At 74.3% G+C, this 20,989-nt stretch carries 15 protein-coding genes and 1 tRNA gene; 8 read left to right on the plus strand and 8 right to left on the minus strand.

The window, feature by feature from the left end:
• Positions 1 to 75 precede the first annotated feature (75 nt).
• The 7 genes from IH61_RS0121915 (at position 76) to IH61_RS0121945 (ending at position 13,623) form a co-directional block, all read left to right on the plus strand.
• Positions 76 to 1,647 (plus strand): DUF7059 domain-containing protein, encoded by a 1,572-nt coding sequence (locus IH61_RS0121915; protein WP_051837660.1) that lies wholly within the window; start codon positions 76 to 78, stop codon positions 1,645 to 1,647.
• A gap of 166 nt (positions 1,648 to 1,813) precedes the next feature.
• A complete protein-coding gene (locus IH61_RS0121920) occupies positions 1,814 to 2,278 on the plus strand; it encodes a DUF3592 domain-containing protein (protein ID WP_031072373.1) in 465 nt (154 codons plus the stop codon).
• A gap of 327 nt (positions 2,279 to 2,605) precedes the next feature.
• A complete protein-coding gene (gene topA / locus IH61_RS0121925) occupies positions 2,606 to 5,473 on the plus strand; it encodes a type I DNA topoisomerase (RefSeq protein ID WP_031072374.1) in 2,868 nt (955 codons plus the stop codon).
• A gap of 149 nt (positions 5,474 to 5,622) precedes the next feature.
• Positions 5,623 to 9,081 carry a dTMP kinase gene (tmk, locus tag IH61_RS0121930; RefSeq protein ID WP_031072375.1) on the plus strand — a complete coding sequence of 1,153 codons (3,459 nt, stop codon included), beginning with the start codon at positions 5,623 to 5,625 and terminating at the stop codon, positions 9,079 to 9,081.
• Between the two features lie 185 nt (positions 9,082 to 9,266).
• A complete protein-coding gene (locus IH61_RS0121935) occupies positions 9,267 to 10,478 on the plus strand; it encodes a DNA polymerase III subunit delta' (RefSeq protein WP_031072376.1) in 1,212 nt (403 codons plus the stop codon).
• Positions 10,479 to 10,695: 217 nt separating this feature from the next.
• Entirely contained in the window at positions 10,696 to 11,829 is a 1,134-nt protein-coding gene (locus tag IH61_RS0121940) for a hypothetical protein (RefSeq protein WP_031072377.1), read from the plus strand.
• Positions 11,830 to 11,994: 165 nt separating this feature from the next.
• Positions 11,995 to 13,623, plus strand: a complete 1,629-nt coding sequence (locus tag IH61_RS0121945) for an alpha/beta hydrolase (protein ID WP_031072378.1) — start codon at positions 11,995 to 11,997, stop codon at positions 13,621 to 13,623.
• 12 nt (positions 13,624 to 13,635) lie between these two features.
• On the opposite strand, the gene leuE is transcribed toward IH61_RS0121945, so the two are convergent.
• Positions 13,636 to 14,289, minus strand: coding sequence for a leucine efflux protein LeuE (leuE, locus tag IH61_RS0121950; protein ID WP_031072379.1), 654 nt, complete (start codon positions 14,287 to 14,289; stop codon positions 13,636 to 13,638).
• Between the two features lie 175 nt (positions 14,290 to 14,464).
• Here leuE and IH61_RS0121955 point away from each other — a divergent pair.
• Positions 14,465 to 14,538: transfer RNA gene (locus tag IH61_RS0121955), tRNA-Thr, on the plus strand.
• Between the two features lie 123 nt (positions 14,539 to 14,661).
• On the opposite strand, the gene sbnB is transcribed toward IH61_RS0121955, so the two are convergent.
• From sbnB to IH61_RS0121990, 7 genes are all read right to left on the minus strand, one after another.
• Complete coding sequence (gene sbnB, locus IH61_RS0121960) at positions 14,662 to 15,705, minus strand: 2,3-diaminopropionate biosynthesis protein SbnB (protein ID WP_031072380.1); 1,044 nt, start codon at positions 15,703 to 15,705, stop codon at positions 14,662 to 14,664.
• Between the two features lie 46 nt (positions 15,706 to 15,751).
• Positions 15,752 to 16,480 (minus strand): beta-ketoacyl-ACP reductase, encoded by a 729-nt coding sequence (locus tag IH61_RS0121965; RefSeq protein ID WP_031072381.1) that lies wholly within the window; start codon positions 16,478 to 16,480, stop codon positions 15,752 to 15,754.
• The gene (locus tag IH61_RS0121970; RefSeq protein WP_234327281.1) at positions 16,477 to 17,595 is read right to left on the minus strand and encodes a beta-ketoacyl synthase N-terminal-like domain-containing protein; all 1,119 of its coding nucleotides are present in this window, start codon (positions 17,593 to 17,595) and stop codon (positions 16,477 to 16,479) included. Before IH61_RS0121970 ends, IH61_RS0121965 begins: the two co-directional genes overlap by 4 nt.
• Positions 17,595 to 18,860 carry a beta-ketoacyl-[acyl-carrier-protein] synthase family protein gene (locus tag IH61_RS0121975; RefSeq protein WP_031072383.1) on the minus strand — a complete coding sequence of 422 codons (1,266 nt, stop codon included), beginning with the start codon at positions 18,858 to 18,860 and terminating at the stop codon, positions 17,595 to 17,597. The genes IH61_RS0121970 and IH61_RS0121975 overlap by 1 nt, the downstream gene beginning before the upstream one ends.
• Complete coding sequence (locus IH61_RS0121980; protein ID WP_031072384.1) at positions 18,854 to 19,105, minus strand: acyl carrier protein; 252 nt, start codon at positions 19,103 to 19,105, stop codon at positions 18,854 to 18,856. Before IH61_RS0121980 ends, IH61_RS0121975 begins: the two co-directional genes overlap by 7 nt.
• Before the next feature lie 101 nt (positions 19,106 to 19,206).
• Entirely contained in the window at positions 19,207 to 20,007 is an 801-nt protein-coding gene (locus IH61_RS0121985) for an ABC transporter permease (protein WP_031072385.1), read from the minus strand.
• A complete protein-coding gene (locus IH61_RS0121990; RefSeq protein ID WP_031072386.1) occupies positions 20,004 to 20,987 on the minus strand; it encodes a daunorubicin resistance protein DrrA family ABC transporter ATP-binding protein in 984 nt (327 codons plus the stop codon). The genes IH61_RS0121985 and IH61_RS0121990 overlap by 4 nt, the downstream gene beginning before the upstream one ends.
• Between the last annotated feature and the right edge of the window lie 2 nt (positions 20,988 to 20,989).

The following is a 20,989-nucleotide window of genomic DNA, read 5'->3' on the forward strand; positions in this document are numbered from 1 at the left end:
GGCAGCCGACGGCCGGGCCCGCCCCAGGAGGAGCGGGCCCGGCCGCCCGCGTGGGGGCCGGGGCCGGGCCGGGGGATGGAAGCGGTCGGGGGTGGGGCGGGGGAGAATGGCGGGGTGATCAGTAGCCCCGTTCTCGACCCGACCCGCCTCGCGAAGCTCCGTGAGGCGCTGCTCGCCGCCTCCTTCACCGCGGACGGCTGCCTGGACCTCCTCGGGCCCACCGGCTACGCGGCGTTGGCCCGTAGCGAGGCCGTACCGGCGTTGCGGGCGACCCGTGGGGGGAGCCCGCTGGAGACGCTGGTGCGGCTGTTCCTGCTGCAGCAGGCGGTGCCGTACCAGGCGGCGGCCGCCGCGCTGCCGGTGGAGGACTGCCTGGCGGACGGCTGGCTGCGTGCGGACGGCGAGTCGGTGCGCGCCACCGTGGACGTGCGGCCGTACGCCAACGAGGTCGCCGGGCTGCCGAGTTCGGACGCCTGGGTGGTCGCCGACCTGGGCTGCGCGGTGGGCGGCGCCGGCGGCATCGGTTCGGGCGAGACCGCGCACGGCGTGGCCCGCAAGGACCTGGTGCTGGGCGTGGGCGGGGCGTCCACGACCCTGGCGAACATCACCGTGCGCCGCCCCGTGCGGGCCGCGCTGGACCTCGGTTCGGGCTCCGGCGTGCAGGCGCTGCACGCCGCCCGGCACGCGCAGCAGGTCACCGCCACCGACCTCAACCCCCGCGCCCTGCGGTTCACCGAACTGACGCTGGCGCTCTCCGGGTTCGATCACGTGGAGGTGCTGTCCGGCAGCCTCTTCGAGCCGGTCGGGGAGCGCAGGTTCGACCTGATCGTCTCCAACCCGCCGTTCGTGATCTCGCCGGCCGGCCGGTTCACCTACCGCGACGGCGGCATGGCCGGGGACGACCTGTGCCGCAGCCTGGTCCGCCGGGCCGCCGCGCACCTGGAGCCGGGCGGCTACTGCCAGTTGCTCGCCAACTGGCAGCACGTGAAGGGCGAGGACTGGCACGAGCGGCTGGCCGGCTGGGTGGCGGGCACCGGGCTGGACGCCTGGATCGTGCAGCGCGAGGTCCAGGACGTCGCCCAGTACGCCGAGTTGTGGCTGCGCGACGGCGGTGACCACCGGGGCCCGGGCGGCGACTACCTGGCCCGGTACGGCGAGTGGCTGGACGCCTTCGAGGCGGGCCGGGTCGAGGGCATCGGCATGGGCTGGATCACCCTGCGGGCGAGCGGCGCCGAGCGCCCGACCGTCCGGGTGGAGGAGTGGCCGCACCCGGTGGAGCAGCCGCTCGGCCCGCACATCGAGGAGTGGTTCGACCGGCAGGACTTCCTGCGCTCGCACAACGACGCGGGTCTCCTCGCGGCCCGGTACGTGCTGGCGGACGAGGTGGTGCAGGAGCAGGTGGGCGCGCCGGGCGCGGAGGACCCGGAGCACGTGATCCTGCGTCACAACCGGGGCATGCGGCGGGCCACCAAGGTGGACACCGTGGGCGCCGGGTTCGTCGGCGTCTGCGACGGGACGCTGTCGGCGGGCGAGATCGTGGACGCGATCGCGCAGCTGCTGGGCGAGGACCGGGTGGTGCTGCGGGACCGGGTGCCGGAGTCGCTGCGGACGCTGACCGAGCAGGGGTTCATCCACCCGGCGCGCTGACCTGCCGGTCCGTGACCGTGAACCCCCTGGCGCGGCCGGGGGGTTCACTTTTCCGTACCCCCTGGTTCGTCCGGTGGCCGCCCGGCGGCCGCCCCTCGTTGGCCGGGTGCTGTGAGGCTCGCTGTCCACAGGCTGTGGACAGAGTCGGGGAGCCGGGGGGCCAGGGGTGGACACGACGACGGCGACGGTGGGCGGGACGGTGCTCGCCCTCTTCGGTGGCGTGCTGCTGCTCTGGTGCGCCGCCGAAGTGCGCCTTCGCCACCGCGTGCGCCGCCTGGGCGTGGAGGCGGTGGCCACGGTGGTCGCCGAGGACGACGCCCACGGGCAGCTGGACAGCTCGCCGCTGCTCTCCTTCCCGGTGCGGCCGCCGACGGAAGAATCGAACACGGGTTCGGGAAGGCTCGCGGAGCTGGTGCTCACCCGCCCACGCGGCCACACCCCGCTGCGGCGCCCGGGCCGCTTCGCCCCCGGGGCCCCGGTGCGGATCTGCTACGACCCCCGGCGCCCGAGCCGTGCGGTGCTGGCGGCGGGGGAGGTCGGCCGGGCCGTGGTCACGGACCTGCTGTGGAGCGCCCTCGGGACGGCCAGCCTGCTGGCGGGCGCCGCGCTGCTGGCGGCGGCCCAGCGCTGAGAGCGCCGATGCCCGCTGAGCGGTCGGGTGGGTCGAATATTCGTTGACAGATCTTGAAATCCGTCATTCCATCCTCCCGAACCCGCCGAAGCCCCCCTCCACGGGGCGCGAACCCGTGTCATCGGGTTACCGTTCGAGTGGCGTCGGTGAGCCCGGCAAGCGAAACAGCGGTATCCGTCCGTTTGACAAGGGTGGCCGGGGTACGGTCACACTCCGCTGGTGGGTCGTCGTACTGCGACGGCCCTCGGACGGTCGAGGGGTCGGGCGGAGCGCAGCCCGTGCTGCCGCCACCGCCCAGCCAATAACGACCGGGAGAGAAGAGCGAAGGTGTCCCCGAGCAGCGAGACCGCGCACGGACAGCGACTCGTCATTGTCGAGTCGCCGGCCAAGGCGAAGACGATCAAGGGCTACCTCGGCCCCGGCTACATCGTCGAGGCGAGCGTCGGGCACATCCGCGACCTGCCCAGCACCGCGGCGGAGGTGCCGGACAAGTACACCGGCGAGGTGCGCCGCCTCGGAGTGGACGTCGACCACGACTTCGCGCCGATCTACGTGGTCAACGCGGACAAGAAGTCCCAGGTCAGCAAGTTGAAGTCGCTCCTCGCGGAGTCCGACGAACTCTTCCTCGCCACCGATGAGGACCGCGAGGGCGAGGCCATCGCGTGGCACCTCCAGCAGGTGCTCAAGCCCAAGGTGCCGGTGCACCGGATGGTGTTCCACGAGATCACCAAGTCGGCGATCCAGGAGGCGGTGGCCAACCCCCGCGAGCTGAACCAGCGCCTGGTCGACGCCCAGGAGACCCGCCGCATCCTCGACCGCCTCTACGGCTTCGAGGTCTCGCCGGTGCTGTGGAAGAAGGTCATGCCGAAGCTCTCGGCGGGCCGCGTGCAGTCCGTCGCGACCCGTCTGGTGGTCGAGCGCGAGCGTGAGCGGATCGCCTTCCGCACCGCCTCGTACTGGGACCTGGTGGGCACCTTCGGCACCGGTCGCACCCCGGCCGATGCCGCCAACCCCGAGACCTTCGGCGCCCGCCTCGCCAGCGTCGACGGCAAGCGGATCGCCACCGGCCGCGACTTCGGCTCGGACGGTCTGCTGAAGGCCGGCAGCACCAACACCCTGCACCTGGACGAGCAGGCGGCCCGTCAGCTGGCCGCCGCCCTGGAGCAGACGGCGTTCGGCGTCCGCAGCGTCGAGTCCAAGCCCTACCGCCGCTCGCCGTACGCGCCGTTCCGCACCACCACGCTCCAGCAGGAGGCCAGCCGCAAGCTGGGCTTCGGCGCCAAGCGGACCATGCAGGTGGCCCAGAAGCTGTACGAGAACGGCTTCATCACCTATATGCGTACGGACTCCACCACCCTGTCGGAGACGGCGGTCTCCGCCGCCCGCGCGCAGGTCACCCAGCTCTACGGCGCCGACTACCTGCCGGACGCCCCGCGCACCTACGCCAGCAAGGTCAAGAACGCGCAGGAGGCGCACGAGGCCGTCCGCCCGTCCGGCGACCGCTTCCGCACCCCCGCCGAGACCGGCCTGACCGGCGACGACTTCAGGCTGTACGAGCTCATCTGGATGCGCACCGTCGCCTCCCAGATGAAGGACGCGGTCGGCCAGTCCGTCACCGTGCGGGTCGGCGGCACCTCGGCCGACGGCCGGGACGTCGAGTTCTCCGCCTCCGGCAAGATCATCACCTTCCACGGCTTCCTGAAGGCGTACGTCGAGGGCGCCGACGACCCGAACGCCGAGCTCGACGACCGCGAGCGCCGGCTGCCGCAGGTCACCCAGGGCGACCCGCTGGCCGCCGAGCGGATCACCCCCGAGGGCCACGCCACCAAGCCGCCGGCGCGCTACACCGAAGCCTCGCTGGTCAAGGAGCTGGAGGACCGCGAGATCGGTCGCCCCTCCACCTACGCCTCGATCATCGACACGATCATCCAGCGCCGGTACGTGTTCAAGAAGGGGACGGCGCTCGTCCCGTCGTTCCTCTCCTTCGCCGTGGTCAACCTGCTGGAGAAGCACTTCGGCCGGCTGGTCGACTACGACTTCACCGCCAAGATGGAGGACGACCTCGACCGGATCGCCGCCGGTGAGGCGCAGTCCGTGCCGTGGCTCAAGCGCTTCTACTTCGGTGAGGGCGAGGCCGGCGGCGCGGCCGGCGGTGCCGCCGAGGCCGGCAACGGCGACGGCGACCACCTGGGCGGCCTCAAGGAGCTCGTCACCGACCTCGGCGCCATCGACGCCCGGGAGATCAGCTCCTTCCGCATCAACGACGACCTCACCCTGAGGGTCGGCCGCTACGGCCCGTACGTCGAGCGCGCCTCCGAGGTCGAGGGCGAACCCGGCCTGCGCGCCGACATCCCGGAGGACCTGCCGCCGGACGAGCTGACCGTCGAGCTCGCCGAGGAGCTGCTGGCCAAGCCCAGCGGCGACTTCGAGCTCGGCCCGGACCCGGTCAGCGGCAACATGCTCGTCGCCAAGGACGGCCGCTACGGCCCGTACGTGACCGAGATCCTGCCCGAGGGCACGCCCAAGACCGGCAAGAACGCCGTCAAGCCGCGCACCGCCTCGCTCTTCAAGACCATGGCGCTGGACACGGTCACCCTGGAGGACGCGCTGCGGCTGCTCTCGCTGCCGCGCGTGGTCGGCACCGACGCCGAGGGCGTGGAGATCACCGCGCAGAACGGCCGCTACGGCCCGTACCTCAAGCGCGGCACCGACTCGCGCTCGCTCACCAGCGAGGACCAGCTCTTCACCGTCACCCTCGACGAGGCGCTGGCGATCTACGCCCAGCCCAAGGCGCGCGGCCGGGCCGCCGCCGCCCCGCCGCTCAAGGAGCTGGGCACCGACCCGGTCAGCGAGCGGCCGGTGGTGGTCAAGGACGGCCGGTTCGGGCCGTACGTGACCGACGGCGAGACCAACGCCACGCTGCGCAAGGACGACGAGGTCGAGACCATCACGCCCGAGCGCGGCTACGAGCTGCTCGCCGAGAAGCGGGCGCGCGGGCCGGTGAAGAAGGCGGCCAAGAAGGCCCCGGCGAAGAAGGCCGCCGCCAAGACGACGGCCGCGAAGAAGACGACGACGACCAAGACCGCCGCCAAGAAGACCGCCGCGAAGAAGACGACGACGACCAAGACCGCCGCCAAGAAGACGGCGGCGAAGAAGACGGCCGCGAGCAAGGCCACGGCCGCCGACGAGGGCTGATCCTCCGACGGCCGCACCGGGCCCGCGTCCCCCGCCGAGGGGGGCGCGGGCCCGATGTCTGTGCGGGGATCGTCACAAGGCGGTGATGAGCCGGGTCCGGAACCCCGTTCGTCTCTTTCCGGCCAACCCTCGACCGCTACGCTGACCGTATGACGAGCGAGGAGCAGCCCACCCCCAGCGCCGCCCCGGCCGCGGGAGCCGCCGGGCCCGACCTTCCCGAGGTCGCGCCCGCCGGGACTGCGGCCGACCGGGCCCGGGCCCTGCTGAGGAACCGCCCCTACCGGCGGCTGTGGACCACCCAGCAGATCGGCGGCACCGCCGACCGGCTCGGCCTGCTGGTGCTGCTCGCGCTGACCGTGATCGCCGCCGCCCGGGGCGGCCAGTTCGGTTCGCTGCCGCGCAGCCTCGCCGTCGCCCTGGCGGCCGTCCTGGCCGTACGGGTGCTCGCCTCCGGGCTGGTCGGCGTCGCGCTGCTCGGGCCGGTGCACCACCTGGTCACGGGCCGACTGGACCGGCGCTGGACGCTGTTCGGCGCCGACGCGCTGCGCGCCCTGCTGATCGGCCTCGCCCCCTGGTGGACGGTCTGGCTCGGCTCCGGGTCGAAGCCCTCCGGCGGCGCCACCTACGTACTGCTCGCCACCGTCTTCGTCACCGCCGCCGCCGAGGCCGTTCGGGACGTCACCCGGGCCTCCGTCGTGCCGGGCCTGCTGCCGCCGTCCAACCCCTACGCCCCGCTCGCCGAGCAGCGACCGGCCGCCGCCAACCTGGAGACCGCGCGCGGCCTCGACCGGTTCACCGGCTGGGTCACCGTGCCGCTGGCCGCCCTCGGCCTGATCGGCTTCACGCTCCTCAACAACATCGGCGCGGCCCTCGGCTCGGACTGGCTGCGCGCCCACCAGCTGACCTTCGCGGCGCTCGGCGCGGCCGGCCTCTTCGCCGCCGCTGCCGCCCGCACCTACGTCCAGCCGCTGCCCGGCGGCCGGGCGGCCGTGGCCCCGCACTCGCCGCTGACGGGCCTGCGCGCCCCGACCGATGCCGCCCCCGGCCCCGCGCTGGGCAAGGGCCGCACCGGCAGCGCCCCGTACTTCACCTTCGCCGTCGCCGCCGGCTTCGCCTCGATGGCGGGCGTCTGCTCGCTCGCGCTGCTGACCGCCGCCGAGCACCGCGCCGGGCCCATCGGCTACGGCCTGCTGGTGCTCGCCGCCGCTGGGGCGCCCGCGCTCGGCGCCCGGCTCACCCGGGCCACCCTGCCCTCGCTCTCGCGCCGCCGGCTGCTCGCCCTGGCGCTGATCACCGAGGGCGTGGCGCTGATCCTCGCCGGGCTGGTGCTGGACTTCGTGCTCGTCCTGCTGCTGACCGTGCTGGCCGGACTGGCCGCCGGGATCGTGGTCTCCGCCGGGCGCACCCTGCTCGCCCAGGAGGTCGAGGAGGCCCGGCTGCCGAAGGTCACCGAGCACCTGAACGCGGTGCTGACCGTGGTCGTCGGCGCCGCGCTGATCGCCGTGCCGCTGATCGGCGCCGCCTACGGGGACGTCGAGTACGGCACCGTCCAGCCCGGCTCGTTCACCTTCATCCACGGGGGTGCGGCCCTGGCCGTCTCCACCTCGGGACTGCTCACCCTGGTGCTCGCCGCCGTCGTGCTGCTGCGCACCGACGACCGTCGCGGCACCGCGCCGTTCGGCCGGGACCTCGTCGACGCGCTGCGCGGCGCGGGCGGCCCGGCGCCGCACCGGGGCGCGGGCACCGGCTTCTTCATCGCCCTCGAGGGCGGCGACGGCGCCGGCAAGTCCACCCAGGCGCAGGCGCTCGCCGAGTGGATCCGCGGCAAGGGGCACGAGGTCGTGCTCACCCGCGAGCCCGGCGGCAGCCCCGTCGGGCAGCGCCTGCGGGGCCTCGTCCTGGACGTCGGCAACACCGGGCTCTCCCACCGGGCCGAGGCGCTGATCTACGCCGCCGACCGGGCCGAGCACGTCGAGAACGTCATCCGGCCCGCCCTCGCCCGGGGCGCCGTGGTGATCACCGACCGGTACATGGACTCCTCGATCGCCTACCAGGGCGCCGGGCGCGACCTGGCCGCCACCGAGGTCGCCCGGATCTCCCGCTGGGCCACCGGCGGGCTGCTGCCCGACCTGACCGTCGTCCTCGACGTCGACCCGACCAAGGCCCGGGAGCGCTTCACCGAGGCGCTGGACCGGCTGGAGTCCGAGCCGACCGAGTTCCACCAGAGGGTCCGCTCAGGCTTCCTCGCCCTCGCCGCCGCCGACCCGGCGCGCTACCTCGTCGTCGACGGCAGCCAGGAGCCCGGCTTCGTCACCACCGCCGTCCGCCACCGGCTCGACCGCGAGCTGCCGCTCTCCGAGCAGGAGAAGGCCGCCCGCGCCGAGCAGGAGCGGCTCGCCCGCGAGGAGGCCGAGCGGCGCGCCGCCGAGGAGGCCCGCCGCCGGGCCGAGGAGGAGGCCGCCGAGCGCAAGCGCCAGGAGGTGCTGGCGCAGCTGCGGGCCGAGCAGGAGGAGAAGGAGCGGAAGGCCAAGGAGGAGGCTGAGCGGGCCGCCGCCGAGGCGCGGCGCAAGGCCGAGGAGGAGGCACGCCGCCGGGCCGAGGAGGAGGCCGCGCGGCGGGCCTCGGAAGAGGCGAAGCGCAAGGCCGAGGAGGACGCCAGGCTCGCGGCCGAGGCCGCCGAGCGTCAGCGGCTCGCCGAGGAGGCGGCCGCCCGGGCCGAGCTCCAGCGGCAGCGGGAGCTGGCGCGGGAGGAGCAGCGGCGCCGGGCGGAGGAGGCGCTGCAGCGGGCCGAGGAGGCGCGGCTGGCGCAGGCTGCCGCGCTGGCGGCGGCCGCGGAGGCTGCTGCCGCGGCGGAGAGTGCTGCTGTCGGTGCTGCTGGTGCGGGTGCCGCCGGGGCCGGGGAAGCGGTGACGACGGAGCTGCGGGCGGTCCGGGACGTTCCCCAGGACGCCGGGCCGCGTGCTGCGGCCGGCGCTGCGGGTGCTCGGGGCGGGCTCGGGGACGAGACGACGCGGGAGCTGTCGCTGCGGGACCGGCAGGCGGCCGCACGGGCGGCGGCCGACGAGACGGCCGTGCTGCCGAAGGTGCCGGCGGCCGACGAGACGGCGGTGCTGCCGAAGGTGCCGGCCGTGGACGAGACGGCGGTGCTGCCCAAGGTCGAGCAGGAGCGCGCCGAGGACCGGGTGCCTCCGGGGCTGTGGCGCGGGGAGTCGGTGGAGCGTACGCGGGAGATGCCGGTGGTGGGGGCGGAGGGCGCTTCTGCTCCTGCTCCCGTTCCGGCCCCTGCTCCGGCCAAGGCGAAGGCCCCGGCCCCGGCCAAGGCCCCCGCTCCTGCTCCGGCCGCCGAGCCGCAGCCGGTCGTCGAGCGGCCCCGGCCGGAGTGGGCCGAGGAGACGCCGATGGACGACCTGCCGAGCCTGACGGACACCCTGCTGGGCTCGCGGGACGAGTGGGCGCGCTGGGAGCACACCGACGACGACGGCGAGGACGCCTCGCGCGCCGACCAGCCCGGCCAGCCCGGCCAGCCCGGCCAGCCCGGCCAGCCCGGCCGGCCCGGCGAGGGCGAGGACGGCAAGGGCAAGGGCCGCCGTTGGGGGCGCAAGGGCTGAGCCCGGACACGAACGGACGGACGGCGGGCGGTGCCGTCGGGGCGGTGGTCCCGGCGGCGCCGCCCGCCGTTCGGTAGGGCGGGCCGCGCGTCGCCCGGACGGAGCAGTGGCTGTCGGAGCGGACACGTATGCTCGACGGCGGGTAAGGCGCCGGGTGCGCAGCCGTACGGAGCTTGGGAGCAGCAGTGGCCGTCTGGGACGACCTGGTGGGCCAGGAGCGGGTGGTCGAGCAGCTGACCGCCGCGGCCCGGGCGGCCGGGGCGGCGGTCGAGGCCGGTCGCGGGGCCGCGCCGGCCGAGGGCACGAACGCCTCCCTGATGACGCACGCCTGGCTGTTCACCGGCCCGCCCGGCGCCGGGCAGGTCACCGCCGCGCGCGCCTTCGCCGCCGCGCTCCAGTGCACCAGCCCCGACCTCGCGCTCGGCGGCACCCCCGGCTGCGGGTTCTGCGACGGCTGCCACACCGTGCTGGCCGGCAGCCACGCGGACGTCAAGTACGTGCGGACGGACGGTCTGTCGATCGGCGTCGGCGACATGCGTGACCTGGTCCTGCGCGCCTCCAGCTACCCGACCGGCGGCCGCTGGTCGGTGATCCTCGTCGACGCCGCCCACCGGCTCACCGAGGCCGCCGCCAACGCGCTGCTCAAGGGCGTGGAGGAACCCTCCCCACGCACCGTCTGGCTGCTGTGCGCCCCCTCCGTCCAGGACGTGCTGCCGACCATCCGCTCGCGCTGCCGCCTGCTGGTGCTGCGCACGCCCGCCTCCGAGGCCGTCGCCGACATGCTGGTCCGGCGCGACGGCGTCGAACCGGAGGCGGCGCGGCTCGCCGCGCTCGCCGGGCAGGGGGACGTGGAGCGCTCGCGCCGCCTCGCCGTCGACGAGCAGGCCCGCACCCGGCGCGCGGAGGTGCTGCGGATTCCGCTGGAGGTCGGCGACGTCGGGGGCTGCCTGGCCGCCGCGCAGCGCCTGGTGGACACCGCGAAGGCCGACGCCGAGACCCTCGCCGAGACCCAGGACGCCAAGGAGACCGACGACCTCAGGGCCGTCTACGGCGCGGCCGAGGGCAGCAAGGCGCCGCGCGGCATGGCCGGGGCCGTCAAGGAGCTGGAGAAGCGGCAGAAGAGCCGCGCCACCCGAACCCGCCGTGAGACCCTCGGCGTCGCCCTGCTCGACCTGCTCGGCTTCTACCGGGACGTGCTCGCGATCCAGCTCGGCTCGACCGGCGCGCTCGCCAACGAGGACCAGCGGCAGGCGCTGAACCGGGTCGCCCAGGCGGGCCCGGCGGAGGGAACGCTGCGGCGGATCGAGGCGGTGCTGGCCTGCCGGCGGGCGCTGGACCGCAACGTCGACCCGCTGCTGGCCGTCGAGGCGATGACGATGGCGCTGCGGGCGGGCTGACGTACCGTCGCGTCGTCCAGGGGCCCGGTAGGCCCTCCGGAGCCGGGGTTTCGTCCCACCTTCGAGTGAACGAGCGGTACGCGCCGGGCACACCCGCGTGTGACCGCGCGCCGGTTGTGCACGCTGGGGGCCGACTGCGCCCGGTGCCGGGGCGGTCGCCCAAGTACGGCGCCGGATCCCCTCCGGCGTCGGCCCTGCTCCCGAGGTGGTGCGTGCCGTGGTTCGTCCGCTCCTCGTCATTCCCCTGCTGGCGGCCGCCGTCGGCGGGATCTGGCTGGCGCGCGGTGCGCTCCAGCGCTGGCGCGACCTGCGGGCCGCCGAGACGTACGAACTGGCCGGGGACCGGTGGCCGATGCTGGTGCGGGCGGGCGGGGCGATGGTCTGCGGGGTGTGCGTCACCGCGTTGACGCTGCTCACCGCGCTCGGGGCCTTCGGCGGGCTCGGGCGGCAGGAGGAGCCGGTGGCCGATGCCGGCTCCTCGGGCGGATCCGGGGCCGGTGCTCCCGCCGCCGTACGGCAGCAGGCGGCGCCGCCGGAGGTCACCGCCGCGCCGGCCGCGCCGGCCGTGGCGAGTGCGGCGCCCGCGGTGGTCAGCCGGTTCGACAGCGTCGGGCACCCGGGCGGCGGCGAGCTGCTGCAGTCCGCCGTCCTCGGCCCGGACGGCAAGCCGCGCAACGTCCGGGTGTGGCTGCCGCCGCAGTACGCGAAGGAGCCGAACGCCCGCTTCCCCGTCGTCGTGATGCACGCGGCGACGCCCGGAAAGACCGCCGACGCGGAGGTCCCGGACGTCTTCGAGGGCATCGGCTCGGCACTGCAGACCGGCCGCGCCCGCCCGTTCGTCCTCGTCGCCCCCGAGGCCCCGAACGGCACCGCGCACCCCTGCGAGCTGGTCGCCGCCGCGCCCGCCGCCGTCTCCGACGACGCGACGCTGCGCACCACCATCGCCGGGGCCTTCCGCACCCTGCCGCCCGGCCCCGCCTCCTGGGGCACCCTCGGCGTCGACGGCGGCGCCCCGTGCGCGGCCGCCGCCGGGCTGGCCCGCCCCGACCTGTACGGGGTCGCCGCCGCCGTCTCCGGCCGCTACGACGCGGCCGCGCTCACCCAGACGGGCGCGGAGGCCCCGGCCGGCAGCTCGGCCAGGCTGCTGCTGGCCGCCGCCAAGGCCGACTCGGCCGGGCTGGACGCGGCGCGCAAGCTGCAGTCGGCGCTCAAGGCGGGCGCCGGGCCCGCGGCCAAGGCTGAGGTGCGGATCTCGGACAACGTGCAGGACTTCAGCCCGGACCGGGAGCGGCTGCGGCTCGTCCGGCAGGCGGCGCAGTACCTGGCGGAGACGCTGGCGAAGGCGTCCTGAGGGGGAGTCGTGCGGAGGGTTACGCTGCCCGGTGCCCGGGGTGGGTGCCGGGCAGCGGCGCGTCTTCGGTGGAGTCGGTGTGGAGTGGCCGGCGTCGGTGCAGTCGGTGTAGTTGGTGGCGTCGGTGCAGTCGGTGGCGTCGGTGGATCGGGTGATGGGAGCCGGATGAGGGGCAACGGGTGGGTCGCGGGGCTGGCCGGGGTGCTCGTGGTGGCGCTGGTGGCGGGCGTGTCGGCCGGGTGCACCTCGGGGCCGACCGGGGCGGACGGGGTGCGGGCCTCGGGCGGGGCGGGGGCGGGGGCGCTCTCCTCCGACTCGGCCGACACCTCCGCCTCGTCCACGGCCACGCCGCTGGAGCCGCTGCCCGCCGCCGTACCCGCCGCGCTCGCGCCGTACTACGCGCAGCGGCTCTCCTGGCAGCCGTGCGACGGCGGGTTCGAGTGCACCACCTTCCGGGTGCCGACGGACTACGACCGTCCGGGCGACGGGGACCTCACCCTGGCGGCGGCGAGGGCGCCTTCCGTACCGTCCGGAGCCGCCGCGGGGGCCCGGCTCGGCTCGCTGCTGCTGAACCCCGGCGGGCCCGGCGGCTCCGCCGTCGAGTACCTGGAGACGGCCGCCCGCACCTACGACGCCGGGGTGCGCGCCCGCTACGACCTGGTCGGCCTGGACCCGCGCGGCGTGGGCCGCAGCAGTCCGATCAGCTGCCTGTCCGGTGACCGGATGGACGCCTACACCTCCGTCGGCCTCACCCCCGCCGACCAGCGCGGGATCGACGCGCTGGTCGCCGCGGACAAGGAGTTCGCCGAAGGCTGCCGACAGCACTCGGGCGCCGCCCTCGGCCACCTCAGCACCGTCGAGGCCGCCCGCGACATGGACGTGCTGCGTGCCCTGCTCGGCGACGAGCGGCTCGCCTTCGTCGGCAAGTCCTACGGCACCTTCCTCGGCGCCACCTACGCCGGGCTCTTCCCCGGCCGCGTCGGGCGCCTGGTGCTCGACGGCGCCATGGACCCGTCCCTGGACTCCGTCAGCGGCAACCGCACCCAGGCCGGCGGCTTCGAGACCGCCTGGGCCGCCTTCGCCAAGGACTGCGCCAAACGCGAGGACTGCCCGCTCGGCCGAAGCGAGCAGCAGATCGGCGAACAGCTCACCGCCCTGCTCACCGCCGTCCAGGACCACCCGCTGCCCACCACCGACAGCGGCCGCCGCCTCACCGGCTCGCAGGCCACCACCGGCGTGATCCAGGCGCTCTACGCCGACTTCCTCTGGCCCAAGCTGCGCTCCGCGCTCACCGACGCCCGCGCCGGGGACGGCACCGGGCTGCTGAAGCTCTCCGACTCCTACTACGGGCGCGAGGCGGACGGCTCGTACCCCAACCTGATGTTCGCCAACACCGCCGTCAACTGCCTCGACCTGCCCGCCCCCTTCGGCTCGCCCGAGGAGGTCCAGCGGGCGGTGCCCGAGTTCGAACGGACCTCTCCGCACTTCGGCCGCGGCATGGCCTGGATGGCGCTCGCCTGCGCCTACTGGCCCGTCCGTGCCACCGGAGCCGCCCACACCATCCGGGCCGCCGGCGCCGCCCCGATCGTCGTCATCGGCACCACCAGGGACCCGGCCACCCCCTACGCCTGGGCCCGGTCCCTCGCCGGGCAGCTCGAGTCCGGGCGCCTGCTCACCTACGACGGCGACGGCCACACCGCGTACGGGCGGCGCAGCGGCTGCGTGGACGGCGCGGTCAACCGCTACCTGCTGACGGGGGAGGCGCCGGAGCAGGGCAAGCGCTGCGCGCGGTGACCGGAGCCCGGCTCAGGCGGAGGAGACGGCGAGCTTCGCGGCGAACCCGGCGAACAGGACGGCCACCCCGCTGGTCAGCGTCGCCGACAGCCGCTTGCGGCGGCGGAAGGCGCCCGCGAGGGTCGTGCCGGCGAATATCAGCACCGACAGGTACAGCACGCTGAACGTCTGCAGGATGCCGCCCAGCAGGGCGAAGGAGAGCGCGGGCTGACCGTAGGACGGGTCCACGAACTGGGTGAAGAAGGAGAGCAGGAACAGGATCGCCTTCGGGTTCAGCAGGCTGATCACCAGCGCCCGCCGGAACGGCCGCTCCCCCGCCTCACCCGCGGCCTCCTCCGCCCCGCCCCCGGCCTCGGCCCGCCGCTCCCGCCACAGCTGCCGGGCCGCGCGGAGCATCCCGAACCCGATCCACAGCAGGTACGCGGCCCCGCCGAACTTCACCACCGCGAACACCGCCGGATTCGCCTCCAGCAGCGAGGCCGCCCCCAACGACGTGAGGCTGATCAGCGTCAGGTCCCCGACGAACACCCCCGCCGCGGCCCGGTACCCCGTCCGCACCCCCTTCCGGGCGGCGACGGACAGCACGTACAGCGAGTTGGGGCCGGGCAGCAGGACGATGACGAGGGCGCCGAGGACATAGGTCGCCAGGTCGTTCACGCCGAACACGGAGCACTCCCAGGGTGGGGGCGGGTCGAGGGGGCGCTCATCGTAACGTCACACCACTGATCGATTGAAGCGACAACCACCCCCACCCCCACCCCACCCCCTCACCCACCCCAGCTGCGGACCACCTGCCAACCTGTGTAGACTGGCCCGCGTTGCCACCGCACGTGGCCACGGTGCCGCCTTAGCTCAGCTGGCCAGAGCAACGCACTCGTAATGCGTAGGTCGCGGGTTCGAATCCCGCAGGCGGCTCAGATGCGGAAGGCCCGGTCAGATCAGCTGACCGGGCCTTTTGGCGTTTGGTGCGCGGGGGGTGCGAGGGGATGCGGGAACCCCCCAGGGTGGGTGGCCTGGGGGGTTCTTGGGGTGGTGCGGTTACTTCTGGGTGAGGGTGCGGCCGTAGCGGTCGGTGTCGTGGAAGAAGTCGGGGATGGTGTTGAGGTCGCCGGTGGTGGAGACGGCGTCGTAGACGTGCTTGGCGACGACGAGGTCGAGGACGCCGAGGCCGAAGGGGGAGAAGATGACGGGCTTGTCGGCGGGCGGGGTGATGCGGGAGGCGAGGACGTCGTCGAGGGTGCCGGCGATGAAGTCGCGGTTGCCGGTGGCCTGTTCGGCGAGGTGGGGGGAGGTGTCGGCCTTGAGGCAGTGCTCGATGTCGTCGACCGCGTTCCAGGAGGAGAGGATGATCTCGGTCGAGAGGTCGCGCAGGGAGAGGTGCAGGACCAGGGGGTTGTGGGAGAACCAGGCCGGGTCGTGGACGTGGGGCTCGCCGGCGACGGTGGTGAAGACGACCAGGTCGCTGGAGCGGATCAGGTCCTCGGCGGTGGCGTGGATGGTGACGTCCGACGGCTGCGAGCGGCGCAGGTAGTCGGAGAAGCCCTCGGCGTGCTCGGCGGACAGGTCGTGCACGCCGATCTCGTCGAAGGTGAAGCCGGCCGCGGCCAGGTAGGTGTGGACGTAGCGGGCGATGAGGCCCCCGCCGACGAAGCCGAGGCGGCGCGGGGTGGTGCCGCGGGCCTCGCTGAGGGTGAGGGCGGCGAGGGCGGCCGAGGCGGCGGTCCTGGCGGCGCTGATGATGGAGCTCTCCAGCACGGCGAACGGGTAGCCGGTTTCGGCGTCGTTCAGGACCAGGACCGCCGAGGCGCGCGGGATGCCCGCGGCGACGTTCTCCGGGAAGCTCGAGATCCACTTGATGCCGTGCACGCCCACCTCGCCGCCCACGGAGGCCGGCAGGGCGATGATGCGCGAGGACGGCCGGTCGGGGAAGCGCAGGAAGTACGAGTCGGGGTTGACGGTCTCACCGGAGCCGTGCAGCCGGTACGCCTTCTCGACCGCCGCGATGACGGCCTTCTCCTGGCCGGCCGTGGCCTGGTGCACCTGGGCGCCGGAGATCACGGCGAACGTCGGAATGCGGGACAAGGTCACTTCTCCACAAGCTAGGAACGGGAACCCGGGAACGGGTGGGTCAGATGGTGAGGCCGCCGTGGACCTCGAACACCGAGCCGGTCACGTAGGCCGCACGGTCGGACGCCAGGAAGCCGACGAGTTCGGCGACCTCCTCGGGGCGGCCCAGCCGGCGCAGCGGCACGCTCTGCAGGATCTTGCCGATGGCGGCCTCGGAGGCGCCGCCCACCATGTCGGTGTCGATCAGGCCCGGGGCGACGGCGTTGGCCCGCACGCCGCGCGGGCCGAGTTCCTTCGCCAGGCTCTTGGTGAAGGCGATGATCCCGGCCTTGGACGCGGCGTAGTTGGACTGCCCGGCGTTGCCGTAGACCCCGGAGACCGAGGACAGGTTGATGACGCAGCCGCGGCCGCGCTTGGCCATGCCCGGCACCGCGGCCCGGCACAGGTGGTAGACGCCGTTCAGGTTGACGTCGATCACCTGCTGCCAGTCCTCGTCGCGCATCAGCACCAGCGGGCGGTCCCGGGTGATGCCGGCGGACGCCACCACGGTCTCCACCGGGCCCAGTTCGGCCTCGGTCTCGCGCACCCAGGCCCGCACGGCCTCGGCGTCCGAGGTGTCGCAGCGGGAGGCGACGACCTTGACGCCCAGCTCCTCGGTCTCCTTCAGCAGCGACTCGGCCGCGCTGTCGTCGGACCGGTAGCAGAAGGCGACGTCGTGGCCGTCCTGGGCCAGGCGCAGCACGACGGCCCGCCCGATGCCCCGCGAACCACCGCTCACCAGCGCGGTCATGACGTCACCTCGAGGAGTCGGAGCACGGCGACGGCGGCGGTGCCGTCGCGGTCCACGGCGGAGACGAGGGCCACGCGGCCGGCGGCCGTCGGGTCCTCCCCGGCGACCACGAGCAGCGCCGCGATCTGGAGGGAGGCGGACGCGGCGCCGGTGTCACCGAGCAGTGCCATCGACGGGATGCGGTCCAGCGCCTCGGCGGGCACCAGTTCGGCGAGCGCGGCGCGCTCGGCGATGCCCTCGGGGGTGGGGACGGCGGTGGTGACGGCGGCCCACACCTCCTCCGGCGCGACACCGGCCCGCTCCATGGCGCGGCGGGCACAGTAGTCGACGGTCGCCTGCGGGTCGTCGTCCACGTCGATCGCGGTGGCGACGGCCAGCACCGAGGCGAGCGGCGGCAGTTGGTTGGTGCCGGCCGGCTCGAGCAGCAGCAGGCCGCAGCCCTCGCCGAGCAGCGGGGCGGGCTCGCCGGGGGTGCCGGCGGCCTGCTCCAGCCAGCTGTTGGTGGGCGAGAACTCGTCGCCCGAACCGACCAGGCAGTTGTCGGCCCGGCCCTGGTCGAGCAGGCGTCGGGCGTAGTTGAGGGCGAGCAGCCCGCTCACCCGGCCGCCGCCGACCGTCGCGTTCGGGCCGCGCAGGCCGTGCCGGATCGCGGCCGCCCCTGCCGAGTGGTTCATGACGCAGCCGGGGATGAGGCCCACGTCGACGTAGAAGGGCCGCGCGTTGGTCAGCGAACCCCGGATGACCTCGGCCATGGACTCCTTGCCGCCCATGGTGGTGCCCATGACGACGCCGGTGCGGTCGTCGGTGCGCGGCACGGGGCCGCCGTCCGCGTCGACCAGCAGCTGGTCCGTGGCGAGCAGCGACATGATGGCCAGCCGGTCGAGCGTGTAGCTGTACTCCTGACCGAGCAGACCGGGACGGTCGAGGTCGGGGACCAAGCAGGCGTCGGGGCGGGGCAGCTTCTTGCCCTCGGGCTCGGTGCGGGCCGCGGCCAGCCCCGAGCGCACCCCGTCGGCGAACTCCCGCCGGGAGAGGCCGTGCGCGGAGACCGCCGACCAGCCGGTGATGACGGGACCGTCGGCCGGCAGGGTGGCTGCGACCGGGGAGGCGGACATCAGACACGCTCCTTGAGACTACCGAGCATCAGGACGGCGTTGTTGCCGCCGAAGGCGCTGGAATTGTTCTGGACGATCCGCACGTCGGCGGTGACCGCCTCGTTGGGGACGCAGTCCACCGGGCACTGCGGGTCCGTCTCCTGGTGGTTGATCGTCGGCGGGATGAACCCGTTGTGGATCGACAGCGCGCAGGCGGCGGCCGCCAGGGCGCTGGCGGCGCCCATGGAGTGGCCCAGCATGGACTTCAACCCGACGGTGCGGGGCGGGTTCTCGCCGTAGACGTCGATGATGGCGCCGGCCTCGGCGGCGTCGTTGGCGCGGGTGCCGGTGGCGTGGGCCGAGATGTAGTCCACCTCGTCCTTCTTGACGCCGGCGTCGGCCAGGGCGAGCTCCACGGCGCGGGCGACACCGTCGCGGCTGGGCGCGGTGGGGTGCTGCGCGTCGCAGGAGAGGCCGTAGCCCAGGACCTCGGCGTAGATGCGGGCGCCGCGGGCGAGGGCGGAGTCCAGGGACTCCAGCACCAGGACGCCGCCGCCCTCTCCGGTGAGGATGCCCTTGCGGTTCTTGTCGAACGGGCGCACCACGTCGGGGGTGATGGCACCGAGCCGGTGGAAGGTGGCGAACGTCTTGCGGCACGTGGCGTCGGCGCCACCGCACAGCGCGATGTCGGCCTCGCCGGAGCGGATGACGTCCAGGCCGTAGCCGATGGAGTAGTTGCCGGCCGCGCAGGCGGTGGTGAGCGTGACCGCCTCCGCGTCCCGTAGCCGCAGCTCGCGGGCGACGGCGGTGGAGAGCCGTCCCGAGCCCAGGCGCCGGGCCAGCACCGGGTCCAGTGCGTCGGGGGAACCGTCCCCGAGCTCCTGCTCGACGAGGACCCCGAGGTCGTGGGACTCGCCGTCGGTGGTGCCGATGCTGATCAGCACGTGCCGGTCGGCGAGCTCCTCGTCCGACAGTGCGGCGTCCTCGACGGCCTGACGGGCCGCCGCGACCGCGAAGTGCCCGGCGCGGCCGGTGTAGTCGAGCGGCATGTTGTGGATCCAGCGGGACGGCTCGAAGTCCTCGACCTCGGCGGCGTTCTTCCGCAGGAACCCGGTGGTGTCGACCCGGGTGAACGGGCGGGCCCCGGAACGGCCCTCCCGCAGCGCCACGGCGTACTCCTCGGCACCCGTGCCGATGCTGGAGATGACGCCGATGCCCGTGACAACGACGCGGCGGCGGCCCTGGGGCGCCGGCTGGGGAGCAGTGGACACGGGACTCCCTACCATCCCGCCGCGCGCGCCGTGACCCGGTGGATCGCGTCGACGTTGACCATCTCCGGCAGCTCCTCCATGTCGATCACGATGTTGAACTCCATCTCGATCGCGCTGAGGATGTCGATGAGCTTCAGCGAGTCCACGCCCAGCTCGTCGACCAGGTGCGTCGTGTCGCCGAGGGCGGAGGACTCGACACCGATCTGCTTCGCGACGATTTCCTTGATCTGAACGTGGTGCTCTGGCGTAACGGTGGACATGAGGGTTCTCCTTCGGGTTCGGTACTCGAGGCTCCGGTTTGTCCCGGACGCCAAACTAGGGGTCGCCGATGATTGCCAACTGACATCCCGCTGACGCTGGTTCAGCGCTCCACGGCGCGCCGGAAACCGCGCAGTGCGGTGGGGACGACGGCCAGCAGGACGACCCCGAGGGAGCAGGCGACGACGATGCCGGGGTGGTCCGCCGGGAACCCGGACGTGGGCCCGGTCGGCTGGTTCCCCCACAGGACGCGGCAGACGGTGATGACGGAGCTGACGGGGTTCCACTCGGCCGCCGGACGCAGCCAGCCCGGCAGTCCGCCGACCGCGACGTAGGCGTTGGAGAGGAAGGAGAGGACGACCAGGATCAGCGCTCCGGTGCCGTCGATCGCCTCCACGTTGCGCATGGTGGTGCCGAGCAGGATGCCGACCCAGAGCATGACGAACGAGAAGGCGAGCAGCACCGCGAAGCCGGCCGCGATCCGGAGCGGCCCTCCGTGGGGGCGCCAGCCGAGCAGGAGGCCGAGGCCGGAGACGGCCGCCAGTGCGACCGCCGAGGTGACCATGTCCGACAGGGCGCGGCCGACCAGCACGCTGCTGGCCGAGATCGGCATCGAGCGGTAGCGGTCGACCAGTCCGTCGCGCAGGTCGATGGCCACGCCCAGGGCGGTGGGCCCGACCCCGGCCAGGGCGACCTGGGCCGCGATCCCGGCCATGATGTAGTCCTCGTACGAGGCGACACCGGGAATGGTGATCGAGTCGCGGAACAGGTAGCCGATGGCGATCAGCATGACGGCGGGGGTCATGGTGACCAGCAGCAGCCTGGCCGGGGACCGGCGCAGGTGGCGCAGATGGCGGCCCGTGAGGACCGCGGTGTCGGCCAGGTAGGCTCCCAGCGCCGTCATGCCTTCTCGGTTCCTTCCGCGGAGGGGGTCTTGGCCGTGGCCGCGGCCCCGGTGAGGGCGAAGAACACGTCGTCGAGCGAGGGCCGGCGGACCTGGAAGTCGGCGGCGGTGACGCCCCGGCTGCGCAGCTCGGAGGCGGCCGACGCGACGTCGTCCAGCCCGTGTTCGAGCGGGACGCTGACCCGCAGGCCCTCCTCGTCGGTGGTGGGGACGCGGCCGCCGAGGGCGGCGAGGGCGGCCGCCGCGTCGGCCAGCTGCTCGGGCCGGGCGACGGTCACCTCGAGGCTGTCCGTGCCGACCTTGCGCTTGAGCTCGTCGGGGCTGCCCTCGGCGACGACCCTGCCGGTGTCGATGACCACGACGCGGTCGGCGAGCTCGTCCGCCTCCTCGAGGTACTGGGTGGTGAGCAGGACGGTGACGCCGTCGGCGACCAGGTCCCGCACCACCTTCCACAGCACCGTCCGGCTGACCGGGTCGAGGCCCGTGGTCGGCTCGTCGAGGAACAGCACCTCGGGCTCCCCGACGACGCAGGCCGCGAGGTCGAGGCGGCGGCGCATGCCGCCGGAGTAGGTGCCGACCGGGCGCTCGGCGGCGTCCAGCAGGCCGAAGCGGTCGAGCAGTTCCTGGGCGCGTGCCGCCGCGCCGCGCTTTCCGAGCCGCAGCAGCCGGCCGAGCAGGACCAGGTTCTCCCGGCCGGTCAGCAGGCCGTCCACGGCGGCGTACTGGCCGGCCAGGCCGATGCGGCGGCGCACCTCGCGCGGGGCGCGGGCGACGTCGTGCCCGGCGACCACGGCGCGGCCGCCGTCCGGCCGCAGGAGGGTGGCCAGGATGCGGACGGTGGTGGTCTTGCCGGCGCCGTTGGGGCCGAGCACGCCCAGCACCGTCCCGGACGGCACCGACAGGTCGACCCCGTGGAGGGCGGTGTGGGTGGCGTAGCTCTTGGTCAGCCCCTCGGCGAGGATCGCCGTGTCGGTGCCCATCG

Source organism: Streptomyces sp. NRRL WC-3742 (genome assembly GCF_000720635.1).
Taxonomy (GTDB): Bacteria; Actinomycetota; Actinomycetes; order Streptomycetales; family Streptomycetaceae; genus Kitasatospora.

What these genes read in the sequence shown, in the direction of transcription:
- IH61_RS0121915 (WP_051837660.1), top strand. Translation starts at nt 76, where the DNA reads ATGGAAGCGGTCGGGGGTGGGGCGGGGGAGAATGGCGGGGTGATCAGT.
- tmk (WP_031072375.1), top strand. Translation starts at nt 5,623, where the DNA reads ATGACGAGCGAGGAGCAGCCCACCCCCAGCGCCGCCCCGGCCGCGGGA.
- IH61_RS0121945 (WP_031072378.1), top strand. Translation starts at nt 11,995, where the DNA reads ATGAGGGGCAACGGGTGGGTCGCGGGGCTGGCCGGGGTGCTCGTGGTG.
- IH61_RS0121965 (WP_031072381.1), bottom strand. Translation starts at nt 16,480, where the DNA reads ATGACCGCGCTGGTGAGCGGTGGTTCGCGGGGCATCGGGCGGGCCGTC.
- IH61_RS0121970 (WP_234327281.1), bottom strand. Translation starts at nt 17,595, where the DNA reads ATGTCCGCCTCCCCGGTCGCAGCCACCCTGCCGGCCGACGGTCCCGTC.
- IH61_RS0121975 (WP_031072383.1), bottom strand. Translation starts at nt 18,860, where the DNA reads ATGGTAGGGAGTCCCGTGTCCACTGCTCCCCAGCCGGCGCCCCAGGGC.
- IH61_RS0121980 (WP_031072384.1), bottom strand. Translation starts at nt 19,105, where the DNA reads ATGTCCACCGTTACGCCAGAGCACCACGTTCAGATCAAGGAAATCGTC.
- IH61_RS0121985 (WP_031072385.1), bottom strand. Translation starts at nt 20,007, where the DNA reads ATGACGGCGCTGGGAGCCTACCTGGCCGACACCGCGGTCCTCACGGGC.
- IH61_RS0121990 (WP_031072386.1), bottom strand. Translation starts at nt 20,987, where the DNA reads ATGGGCACCGACACGGCGATCCTCGCCGAGGGGCTGACCAAGAGCTAC.